The organism is Bacillus sp. JJ722, assembly GCF_036963345.1.
Taxonomy (GTDB): Bacteria; Bacillota; Bacilli; order Bacillales; family DSM-1321; genus Bacillus_AD.
This window is the reverse complement of sequence record NZ_JBALMO010000056.1, coordinates 33,990-46,558: the sequence shown is the minus strand read 5'-3', so window position 1 is coordinate 46,558 and position 12,569 is coordinate 33,990. Positions and strand designations below refer to the sequence as shown.

10 protein-coding genes and 1 riboswitch are annotated in these 12,569 nt (G+C 35.7%); all 10 genes read left to right on the top strand.

Annotated elements, in window-relative coordinates:
• Positions 1-340 precede the first annotated feature (340 nt).
• Positions 341-2,725: a polyprenyl synthetase family protein gene (locus tag V7014_RS08605; protein WP_335506168.1), complete on the top strand. Its 2,385-nt coding sequence runs from the start codon at positions 341-343 to the stop codon at positions 2,723-2,725.
• A 124-nt stretch (positions 2,726-2,849) separates the two neighbouring features.
• Positions 2,850-3,572, top strand: a complete 723-nt coding sequence (locus V7014_RS08600) for an HAD family hydrolase (protein ID WP_335506166.1) — start codon at positions 2,850-2,852, stop codon at positions 3,570-3,572.
• A gap of 138 nt (positions 3,573-3,710) precedes the next feature.
• Positions 3,711-4,307 carry a class I SAM-dependent methyltransferase gene (locus V7014_RS08595; RefSeq protein ID WP_335506164.1) on the top strand — a complete coding sequence of 199 codons (597 nt, stop codon included), beginning with the start codon at positions 3,711-3,713 and terminating at the stop codon, positions 4,305-4,307.
• Positions 4,308-4,551: 244 nt separating this feature from the next.
• The gene (locus tag V7014_RS08590; RefSeq protein ID WP_335506172.1) at positions 4,552-5,598 is read left to right on the top strand and encodes a fatty acid desaturase; all 1,047 of its coding nucleotides are present in this window, start codon (positions 4,552-4,554) and stop codon (positions 5,596-5,598) included.
• Between the two features lie 124 nt (positions 5,599-5,722).
• A complete protein-coding gene (locus V7014_RS08585) occupies positions 5,723-6,865 on the top strand; it encodes a sensor histidine kinase (protein WP_335506162.1) in 1,143 nt (380 codons plus the stop codon).
• Positions 6,862-7,461, top strand: a complete 600-nt coding sequence (locus V7014_RS08580; protein WP_335506160.1) for a response regulator transcription factor — start codon at positions 6,862-6,864, stop codon at positions 7,459-7,461. Before V7014_RS08585 ends, V7014_RS08580 begins: the two co-directional genes overlap by 4 nt.
• Positions 7,462-7,697: 236 nt before the next feature.
• Positions 7,698-7,798: riboswitch (purine riboswitch) on the top strand.
• A 111-nt stretch (positions 7,799-7,909) separates the two neighbouring features.
• Complete coding sequence (gene ade / locus V7014_RS08575) at positions 7,910-9,619, top strand: adenine deaminase (RefSeq protein WP_335506158.1); 1,710 nt, start codon at positions 7,910-7,912, stop codon at positions 9,617-9,619.
• 154 nt (positions 9,620-9,773) lie between these two features.
• Positions 9,774-10,271, top strand: a complete 498-nt coding sequence (locus V7014_RS08570) for a hypothetical protein (protein WP_335506156.1) — start codon at positions 9,774-9,776, stop codon at positions 10,269-10,271.
• 86 nt (positions 10,272-10,357) lie between these two features.
• A complete protein-coding gene (locus V7014_RS08565; protein WP_335506154.1) occupies positions 10,358-11,212 on the top strand; it encodes a hypothetical protein in 855 nt (284 codons plus the stop codon).
• 84 nt (positions 11,213-11,296) lie between these two features.
• Entirely contained in the window at positions 11,297-11,965 is a 669-nt protein-coding gene (locus tag V7014_RS08560) for a DUF2642 domain-containing protein (protein WP_335506152.1), read from the top strand.
• Positions 11,966-12,569: the final 604 nt, after the last annotated feature.

The following is a 12,569-nucleotide window of genomic DNA, read 5'->3' as shown; positions in this document are numbered from 1 at the left end:
AATGACAGGCAGTGCCCTTTTTTTATAGACATAATAGCTATTTCAATCATTTGTTTACTATTTACTTTGAAAACTTTATTGAAGTTGAAACGTAGAATAAGCATGGCAAAAAGCCGTACGAGATTTATAAATTCTTTAAGTATACAAAAATGCTAATAATAAATTGATACATGGCATATGACTAACTAAGGTTGTATGTGTCGAGTGTGACGAATATTTCACAAAGCTTACTTAGCTTTTTCGGTATAAAGATGTTACTTTTAAACTATATAAAAATATATTTCATTATGTATTTAAATAATATGGAATAGCATATATAAAAGACCATTAAGTAGAGGTAATGTATCATATGAATGAGGAGTTAATAACAAATGCCGATGAATGCTATCGGGTAGCGGAGCAGAGAGCTGCTCATTATTTTACAACATTATATGGACATCTCAAGCAACAAACTTATGTCTCTACCTTGACGAAAGATATACAAACTTGGAAATCTAACCATATTCATCGTCGATCAATATTCTCCTTTTTATTGCGTAGAAATGGAAAACCTGATTCAAAGTATTATCAGAAATATATTCAATGGCTGAATTCCACAGGAAAATTAGATAATTATCTTAATCGAAGCGTCGCTTACATTTTCATGAGGGATCTTGGAAAAGCCTTGGATTTACCTGATACACAAGCGCGTGTTCAACGTGCTGCTGACAGTTTGAAACAACAACTGCTTACAAAGAATCAAGGAGATGAACTAGAGACGTTCAGCATGGCTGGGCTGTATAGGTGGGCTCAAAAAGAAAGGATTGAATCTACCTTAATCTGGGTGATCAATAAAATAAGAACGGTATCTTCTCGTATTCCAGAGGGGATGGATGCTGAGCAAGCCCAGCGAAAGCTTATTAAACTTATTGGCGGGGTAGTCATGCATGTGATGGAGGAGATGGACGATGAAATATCTCCTAAAGAACGTAGCCGAAAACTTGAGGAAGCGATTAGGTTAGGATATTCCTATGGTCTAACCTATCCATTCATTGACGACCTTTTGGATTCTGAAGTTCTATCAGCAAAAGAGAAGAAACAATATTCGAATTTAATCGGTATGACACTTCTTACAGGCACTGTTCCGAGATTAGAAGGATGGTCTGGGAAAAACTTGGATTTAATGCGATATATTCATTTAGAACTTCGAAATGCTTTTGAATATATTAAGGCTCAACAGCGGCCGGAGACAAGCAAACATTTTTTCGAGCAATCTTATGTGTTTTTTCAGTCTCAAGAAGTGGATCGTGTAAAGGATTTAACAAATGCACAGTACACCAATGAAGAGCTTTATGTACCGGTCATTTTAAAATCTGCTTCTTCACGTTTGATTGTTCGTTCAGTCATCAGTGCAGATGAGGATGAGGGTTTTGACAATCGAACCTTCTTTTATGGCATATACAACCAGCTGGCTGATGATTTTGCGGATATGTTTGATGATATGAAGGCAGGTGCGGTAACACCGTATACTTATTATATGAAGTATTATGATAAGCGTACGGATTTAATAAATCCATATGAATTATATTGGACGGTAATCTCCTACTTGATTCATAACGTATATCATTCTGATCCAAAAGTTTGTGAGGTCATTTTGGATCGTGCCATAAACGGTCTGAAACGATATAAAGAACGATTGGGAATCGAAAAATACAATGAAGTCATGGGGGTATTAGCTTCTGGAAATCCACAGTTCAATCGCCTTATCCAGGATTTAGTGCAAAAAGTGGATGATGTGGATTTCTTTGATAAACTGCTTCGTGACCATATGCTTTCCGTTTTAAGGAATGAAAGGAAAGAACGGGAAGATTTTTTAGTCATGATTGAAACCGTGCGAGATGAGATTAACAGCAATCTTCATATTACTGCGGAGGACCATATTCCTTTCTTAAAGGAGCCGATCATTGACGCTGCCAACTACAGTCTCGATAGTGGTGGGAAACGTTTGCGACCAATTTTGACATGGGTTATGGGTATTAAAGGATATGGATTACATAAGGCGGCGATTGTGCCACTTTTGAAATCATTGGAATACATGCATACTGCGTCGCTAATTTTTGATGACCTTCCGTCTCAAGATAATGCACCCACTCGTAGAGGACGTGCAACTTTGCATGAAGAATACAACACTGCTATAGCAGAAATAACGGGGCTTTTTCTAACTCAGAAGGCTATTGAAGAACAAGCATCTTTAAAGCAATTTGATGCTGAGACAGTGCTTAATTTAATTCAATATTCGTCTCGGGTAGCAATGGATATGTGCAGGGGGCAGGCGATGGATTTGGAGTCTAAAGGGAAACCATTGACACTCGATCAATTGAATAGCATGTGCTTTTATAAAACAGGAATTGCATTTGAGGCTGCTCTTATCATGCCAGCCATTCTCGCTAATGCTAAAGAATCGGAAATGGAAGCTTTGAAAAAATTCTCCCGCCACGCTGGGATTGCGTTTCAAATTAAGGATGATTTGCTTGATGTGGAAGGAAATCGAACCATTCTTGGAAAACCGGTCGGACAAGATGCGGGGAATAACAGTTCAACTTTTGTTTCTATATTAGGTCGGGAAGCTGCTCGCAAAGAAATGTGGGATCATTATTGCTCTGCGACGGAAGCGTTGCAAGAGGTGCCACGCAATACCGCTTTTCTCAAGCAGTTATTGAATTATGTTGTAAACCGGGACCGTTAAAAAATAAGGGTAATATTGACAAGCTACTATATTTTTGATTTTGTTAGAATGGAATAGAGTAGTTGTTAGTATTACCCTTAATTAAAGCACGCAACTTAAATAACAAATAAAGGAATGTATCAATTTGAATATCATATTTGATTTGGATGACACAATTTATGATCAATTTTCACCTTTCCAACAGGCGTATGAGTTAACTTTTCATATTGATGAATCTATTGATATATATAAGCTATACATTGATAGTAGGAAATATAGTGAGTTTGTTTTTCATCTTACTGAAAATGGTGAAATGGATATCACTGACATGCATGCTTACCGAATTCAGGAAGCATGTAAAGAACAAGGTATAGTAGTAGATCGAGCAGATGCACTTACATTTCAAACGGAATATTTAAATCAGCAGTCCAAGATTACAGTTGTTCCTGAGATACAACAAGTGTTGAATTTATGTAAGGAACAAGGCATTGGGATTGGCATGATTACAAATGGTCCATCTCAGCATCAACGGATGAAAATGAAAGCACTAGGGCTTGAAAAGTGGTTTGAAAATGAGAGAATTATTATTTCTAGTGAAGTAGATTGTGCGAAACCGAACAAAGTTATATTTGAAATGGCAGAGAAGCAATTTGAACTAAACGTCAATGACACCTATTATATTGGAGATTCGTTTAGAAATGATGTTGTTGGAGCTATATCAGCAGGCTGGAAAATCATTTGGGTGAATCAAAGAAACCATGTTACGGATGAGTCGGAGTATACGCCTGATTACATTATTCATGATGTTACAGAATTAATGCCATTGGTTACTAGTTTAATAGAAAAGTGGAAGATGAAGCGCCTGTAAGAACTCGATCGACTCAACTAATAGTCAGTGGGTGATGGACGAAAACCTCCACCGATTAAAGTTTCAGTTTTGAGGTAGCCTCTTTTGCCAATTAACATGCCATAATAAAGATAAAATAACTTGTACAGGAGGAATCGAATGAAAGAAAACGAATATGACCATTTACTTAATATCAAGACAATTGGCGACCAAATGGGCTTTCATAAATCTTTTCACTATCATCGCTATGAACCAACACCTTATGAAGGATTGCAGAAGCTAACAGAATACATGCCTTTATCGAGTAAAGATCGCGTTGTCGATTTTGGCTGTGGAAAAGGTAGACTTAATTTTTTTGTTCATCATACATGTCAGGCTTCGGTGCTAGGGATTGAAATGGACGAGGGGTTTTATCAAGAAGCGCTCGCTAATTTAGCGAGTTATGGCAAGAAAGCATCAACTGAAAATATTCAGTTTCTCTGTTGCTTGGCGCAAGATTATGAAGTGAATCGACGGGATAACGTATTTTATTTCTTTAATCCGTTTTCGGTACAGATTTTTAGAAATGTCATCAATCAAATCTTACTTTCAGTTGAGCAGGCAAAGCGCGATATAACGGTCGTGTTTTATTATCCGTCTGAAGATTATTTATTCTTTATGGACAATCATCCTTCTTTTGAACGTAGTGGCGAAGTGGAACTATATAAGCGTGATGAGAATGAACGATTTGTTTTATACAAACTAGCCTATATATAAGAAATGGACGAATTAATTTGAAAAGTCGACAAATTATTGTTTGAAGCGGACGAATTAATCTAAAAAGTGGACAAAATACTGCATAAAGTGGACGAATTAAGAAGGAGCACTCCAATGGGGTTGCTCTATTTTTTTGGATATATGACAAATGTCATATATCGACTATGACACGTATGTCTGCAAAAATTAGTACCTAGTCATTATAATGGTTTTAATAAACAATGGGAGAAGGGTTTAGTGGATGATGACAAAACAAACTCAAAAGTTGAAAAGCTTACGTAGTCAAGTGGCTCCTTATGAGAAATCAGATACATCTAGGAGCGTCAAACAAATGTTGAATACATTTATACCATATGTATTGCTATGGTATCTAGCGTACGAAAGTCTTTCGATTTCATACGCGCTTACTTTTGCGATTTGTGTAATCGCAGCGGGTTTTTTAGTTCGTATCTTTATCATCTTTCATGATTGCTGTCATGGATCATTTTTTAAGAATAGACGATTGAATCAAACGATTGGGACGATAACGGGTATTCTTACGTTCTTTCCATTTAAGCAATGGCAACATAGCCATAATGTGCACCATGCATCAAGTGGGAACTTAGATAAACGTGGCATAGGTGATATATGGTTTCTTACTGTCGATGAGTATTTAGCGGCTTCATTTTGGCAGCGAGTAGCGTATCGTTTATATCGAAATCCGTTAGTGATGTTTGGCATAGGTCCGATTTACGTGTTTTTAATTACGAATCGCTTTAATCGTAAAGGGGCAAAGCGTAAGGAACGTTTAAATACGTATTTAACGAACTTAGGGATTGTAGCGATGGCTGCGGTTATGTGTTATGCATTTGGATGGGAAACATACCTTTTAGTTCAAGGGCCGATTTTCTACATTTCGGGTATTTTAGGAATTTGGTTGTTCTATGTGCAACATACATTTGAAGATACGTACTTTGTTGAGAGTGAAGAATGGGAGTATGTGAAGGCTGCTGTTGAAGGAAGTTCGTTCTATAAGCTACCAAAAGTTCTTCAATGGTTGACGGGTAATATTGGATATCATCATGTACATCATTTGAGCCCACGTGTGCCGAACTATAAGCTTGAAGCTGTTCACGATTACACAACGCCTTTACAACATGTACCAACAATTACACTTGCAACAAGCTTGCAATGTTTGAAGTTTAAATTATGGGATGCAAAACGAGATCGATTCGTAACTTATAAAGAAGTCAAGACAAAACCGTCAGAAGAAAGTAGCCCAATTAAGCCTAAATTTAAAAAAGTAACATAAACTAAAATTCGAATGAATAACTGATTCAAGTGTTTTAACAAGTCAATATATGAAATGAAATGGTAATATGTAGGGAAAGAAGGATTTAGAGAATATTCCTAAGCCAAGAATGGGGTTTTGATAGATGATTAAAAGGCAAATTGCTCTCTTGAGGCAAAAGAACAATGGCATTTCCCCTTATATTTGGACAATTCTTTGCATTTTACCATTTTATTTTATATTGCAATCATCATCTACGGTAGCAATCATAATCGGTATTTTACTGACGGTTATATTCTTTATTTGTTATCGCTTTGCTTTTATTGCTAAAGATTGGTCGATTTACATTTGGACTTTTATTTTAATAGGTATTTCAGTTACTGCTACGATTGCATTTAGTTATGTATATTTTGCCTTTTTTATAGCCTATTTTGTAGGAAGTATTAATAAGCTTGTCACTTTTCGAGTATTGTATTTTGTGCAGATCATTGCAATATCGATTTCGATTAACTTTTCTTTTATACAGAAAGACCCTTTATTTGTGACGCAAATACCATTTGTTGTTGTTACATGGTTGAGTGCTTTTCTTTTGCCATTCAGTATTCGCAGTCGCAATGAACGAGGCAAACTTGAGATGAAGCTTGAAGATGCGAATAAGAAGATTGCTGAATTGGTGAAACTAGAAGAACGTGCACGAATCGCCCGTGATCTTCACGATACGTTAGGACAAAAGCTATCTCTTATTGGTTTAAAGAGTGACCTGGCAAGAAGGTTAATATCATCTAATCCCGATCAGGCGCGAAGTGAATTAAGAGATGTGCAACAAACTGCACGAACGGCTCTTAATGAAGTGCGTACCATGGTATCTTCTATGCGTGGTATTCGGTTAAAAGACGAAATTGTTCGCATTCAGCAAATACTAGATGCTGCTCAAATTCATTTTACACGCGTAGGTGAGTTTAAATTAAAGAAAGCAACACTATTAACAGAGAATATTCTTAGTATGTGTTTAAAAGAAGCTGTGACCAATGTCGTGAAACATAGTGGTGCAAGAAACTGCTATATATCAATTGAACAATCGTGGAAAGAAATTGTGTTAACGATTCGTGATGATGGAGAATTTAAAGATTCTGCTGCATTCTTTGAGAAAGGTCACGGTCTACGTGGTATGAAAGAGCGGTTGGAATTTGTGAATGGTAGTTTGGAAGTTTGTTTAAAAGAAGGAACGGCCATTATTGTAAGAGTTCCAAAAGACGTAAAGCAGACAGAGAAGGAGGAGAGTTCATGATTACAATAGTAATTGCTGAGGATCAGAAAATGCTATTGGGAGCCTTTGGATCACTTCTTAGTTTAGAGGAAGATATGCAAGTAGTTGGCAAGGCTTCAAATGGGGAAGAAGCAATAGCTCTTGTAAAAGAATATCAACCAGATGTCTGCATCATGGATATAGAAATGCCCGGTAAGTCGGGGCTTGAAGCGGCTGAAGAGTTGAAAGGACATGGTTGTAAGGTCATTATTTTAACGACTTTTGCCCGTACAGGCTATTTCCAAAGAGCGGTGAAAGCAGGCGTTAGTGGATATTTATTAAAGGATAGCCCTAGTGAAGAGCTGGCTAGCTCGATAAGAAGCGTGATGGCAGGAAGGCGAATTTATGCACCTGAACTAATGGATGATTTGTATGGTGAAGAAAATCCGCTTACTGATCGAGAGAAAGAAGTATTAGAACTTGTAGCGAACGGTAAAAATACGAAAGAAATTGCAAATGAGTTAAGCATTAAGGCGGGAACTGTCCGGAATTATATCTCTACTATACTTGATAAACTTGAAGTGAAGAATCGTATTGAAGCCATTACGCAGTCAAAGGAAAAAGGCTGGTTTAAATAATGTATTTAGAAAGAATCGCAGAAGATCATTTTGCGATTCTTTTACTTTCCAGATGTTTTTTCTTTTTCAATTCATGATAGAGATCCTGAAGTCTATAAAAGCTTCTATTTCTTCCTGAAATTATTTAAAAATAATACATAATAAAAACAAATAGTGGATACTTCTTTTTATTGACGATAGTCTTTAACCTTGTTAAAATGCTTTAAACGGTACAGAAGAACCAAAATAAAATACTTCAAAAACATATATTAAAAACTCGTATAATCTTGGAAATATGGTCCAAAAGTCTCTACAAACTACCGTAAATAGTTCGGCTACGAGAATAGTAGAATAAAGCATCGCTTTCTTTCTTTTGAAGGCGATGCTATATATTTATCTTTCATAAGCATACCTCATAAAAGACTCTACTATTCTTCCTTGCCTGCTTACAAATTAGGAGGAAGAATTCATGATGAACTCAACATTATTACAAACACAAATACAAGCAGCTAGAAGCGTGATTCTCTCTGAGCTTGTCATAAAAAACGTTAAGATTGTTAACTTGTTTACAGATGAAATGGAACAAGCTGATGTAGCTATTCACAATGGCAAATTCGTTGGAATTGGTAGCTATGAAGGCGTAAAGGAAATTGATGGTTCATCTTATACGATGGTACCTGGATTAATTGATGCCCATGTGCATATAGAATCGAGCATGTTATCGCCATCCCAATTTCAGAAAGTTGTATTACCAAGAGGAGTTACAACGATTGTGACAGATCCACATGAAATTGCTAATGTAACAGGAACAAAAGGCATTGATTGGATGTTAAAAGACAGCGAAGGCTGTATGTTGAATTATCGTTATCAATTACCATCTTGTGTTCCAGCAACTTCATTTGAAGATAATGGTGCTATTCTGTCTGCTGAAGATTTAGCTGCTTATTATGGTGAAAAACTTGTTTTAGGATTAGCGGAAGTGATGGACTTCCCTGCAGTATTATCAGGTCAAGAAGCCATGATGGATAAGCTAACAAGTGCTATCAATCATAATGTACCAATCGATGGTCATGGTGCTGGCTTAAATGGGAAGGATATCAATGCCTATTTAACAGCAGGTATAACAACTGATCACGAGTGCGTTAAACCTGAAGAAATGATTGAGCGTGTTCGTCGTGGTATGTATGTGATGCTTCGTGAGGGCTCTGCTGCTCGTAATTTACATGATTTATTAAAAGGCTACCGTAAAGAGATTTCGAATCGTTTACTTTTCTGTACGGATGATAAACACATAGATGATTTACTTGAAGAAGGTAGTATCGACTTCCATGTTCGTGAATGTTTGAAAGCAGGTATAGACTTATATTCAGTATTACGAATGGCTTCTTTAAATACGGCACAATGCTACAACTTAAAAGGCAAAGGAGCAATTGCTCCTGGGTATGACGCAGACTTTATATTATTAAATGATGTGGATACTTTTGATGTGGCATCTGTTTGGGTAAACGGTATACAGTATGAAAAGTTAGAGAAACAAGATGAAGATGTGGAATTTGAGAACACAGTTGTGTTAGGAAGCTATCATAAAGATCATCTTCAATTACCAATGGCGAGTGAACGAGCTAGAGTGATCGAGATTATCCCGAATTCGATTGTAACAAAGAATGCTGAATATACTGTTCCAGTTCATGACAGCTTGTTTGTCTCTAATACGGAAAAGGATTTTGTCAAAATAGCAGTTGTAGAACGCCATAAAGGTTTAGGTAGTGTAGGAGTTGGTATTGTAAAAGGCTTCCGTTTACAAGCTGGTGCTGTAGCTACAACAATTGCTCATGATTCACATAATATTATTTGTATCGGTACGAACGATGAAGATATGGATGTTGCAATTCGTGAATTAGAACGTATTGGTGGCGGAATAACGGTTGTAAGCGAAGGTAAGGTCTTGTCTTCGTTATCTTTACCAATAGGTGGCTTGATGACAACTGTTTCTCCAGAACAATTGAATGCTGATTATAGCAACCTGATCAAAGAATTGTCTCATCTAGGAATTACAACAGAGTTTTCCCCATTGCTGACGTTATCGTTCTTAGCGCTACCTGTTATTCCTTCTTTGAAATTAACGAATCAAGGATTGTTTGATGTAACGACATTTAGTTTTGTTGATGTAAGTATATAAAATTATGTACAAAAATTAGGTAACCTGGCACGGGGTTACCTAATTTTTTTTACCTATTTTTCAATAAATGTAATAAAACAGGCTTATTACATAGTACTTTGTCATCCTATGACACATATAGATACAGTGAATATATGATGGGAGGTTAGTAAGGATGAATAAAGATTTGCTACTTTCTTTAGTCGGGAAAATAGTCAAGGTTGATAGAGGTGGCCCAGAGTCCCGTGTCGGAAAGTTATTAGGAGTGGAGAAAGATCACTTCGCACTTCTTACTGAGCAAGATGGTGTTGTTTATTATTTAACACACCATATTAAAAGCGTAACTGAAAATGCAAAGAAAGGCCTGCAGTTCAAAGAAGAAGAAGTAACAGAAGAGGTTGTTACATTCCACTCTGCAATTGATTTCAAAAACTTATTAAATGGTTTGAAATATCGCTGGGTAAAAATCAATCGTGGTGGCCCAGAGTCTTTTGAAGGTGTATTAGACAATGTGAATGATGATTTCGTTACGGTTGTTGCTAACGAGGAAGTAATCAGAATGTCTATGTTCCATGTTCGTAATATCAGTTATGACAGTAAAAAGAAAAAAACAAATGATGATGAAAGTAAAAATAAAGAAGGTAAGAGGAAAGAAGAAAGACGAAAAGAGTAATTGAGTGTGAGTTTAGTTAGTCTCATCTCTTGTCGCTTCTGATAAACAAGAAGCGACAAATCACGTATAAGGAGGATGAACAAAAAGTGAGTGGACAAAATTTCTCAGAAACTTTACGTCAATTTATAGGCTTTAAAATTGGTATGTTTCTAAATAGTGGCCAATTTGTTGAAGGAACTTTACTGGATAGTACGGGCGACCATATTGCTTTAGAAAGTAATTCGAAAATTGTTTATTATGCTAAAAATCAGATTCATGCTCTTTCCAAAAATACAAAGAACTTTGAACCAACTACTTCATTGGATATGCCAATAAGTAATCCAAAGCAAATACAAGATGTGCTTTGCAAATTAAAATACAATTGGGTCACCATTACAAGCTTGAATGACCAGACATTTGCAGGCTTTCTAAGTCGAGTTTACAATGATCACGTCGTTTTAATTAATAAAGAAGATCAGCTTATCGTCCCAAAGGTATCTATTCTAAACGTCCAACAAGGTGAAGGGCAAGAGAAATCCGAAGAGAATAGTAGCAATCAATCACAGGATAATAAACAAGCAGACGGGAACAAACAAGCAGATGGGAACAAAAAAGGTAAAGGTAACAAAGAAGGAAAACGGGAAAAAAAAAATGAAGAATCAAGCGGACAGTATGTAAATAATAATGATCCATATTTCCCCAGAGAAAGTGGCAATGGCATTCATCGGAAAAATAGAAAACACGAGTCTTCGAATGATTGTAGCTTTATGGACCAAATAGCAAAAAGAGCTATGTTAGAAGCACAGTTCTGTTCATTGAAAAAGCAGGCAGAGAGAAATATGTGTCGTGCAGCGCATAGTTGCTGCTTATCTTGTGGGGAAAGAGAGAAATTAGAAACACAATATCATTCTTTAATGAAACATGCTAGTCGGGGATGCCAATGCCTAAGAGATTGCTGTTAAGATTTAAATATATAATGAACATCTTGGATAAGCAGTTTAAATTAAATTTATTGTGAGTTTCAATATCAAAAAGAAGGTGGGAAAGTGAGTAAAATCTTTCAAAGCCTAATCGGAGAAATGGTGCAAATAGAGGTTTCAGGAAAGAAAATTTTTAATGGTACAGTCATAGATATTGGTAGCGACATCATTGTTATATTCGATGGTACAGATTATATATATATGCCTATCGTTCATATGAAAAATCTACAGCTTGGAGATAAAAAGGAGAATAATATTGATTCTCCAACGAATGTACCTGGAATTTCTGTAGATAAAGAGCTATCGTTCCGGAAGGTTTTAACAACTGCAAAAGGGATGTTCGTAGAAATTTATATAGCAAGTAATCAATCTATACATGGTTACGTAACAAGTATAATGAATAATTATTTTGTTTTCTATTCACCGATCTTTAAAACAATGTATGTGACTTTAAACCATGTGAAATGGTTAATTCCTTATCCGAATGATAAACGCCCATATGGTTTAGATAATCAGAATCTTCCTGTTCAACCTGCGAATCTTTCATTAGCAAGAACTTTTGAGATGCAAGTGGAACGATTAAAAAATGAAGTAGTTGTTTTTGATATGGGAGAAACGAAAAATCTGATTGGGAAGATTAATCGATTGGAAGATAATATTGTTGAGCTACAAATCGCGAGAGATTATCCAGTTTATTTAAATCTCCATCACATCAAAAGTGTACGCAAGGTTTAAATAGATGATGAAAACAAATAATTCTTTAAGAGAGCATCCTATGTTGGATGCTTTTTCATAGCTGCTTTCATTTTACAAATATACATAGGACACTTCAATGTTTATTGGAGTAGTTTACTTATTCCTAACTTGAAAAGTTATATTAAATAAATAATATGGATAATTCATGTTGAATAACAAGCATATCATACGTGTTATTTTGAGAAATTTCTAGCGAGTTTTGCTAGTTATCCACATAACTAAGTTACTTAACAAATATGAATTAACAAACTTATCAACATATTCACAATTTAGAATAATAATTTTTTGTTGATAGTTGTCGAAAAAATAACTCTAAGAATGAGTTATCCAGTGATTATTCACACTATTCACAATGTTGTGCGTAAGTTATACACAATCTTATTCGAACAGAGGATAACTTGTATTGTAATAAAGTTTATAATTGAAAAACTTTTTTGATATACTTTCAATTAATTGTGAATATGTGTACTAAGTGAAAAGAGGTTGTTTCGTTAGAACAACCTCTTAATTTTTTTATATATACACTTTATCCCGTTCAACTGGTACTAAGACTTCCACTTCAAGACGAATGTAAAAGCGAAGA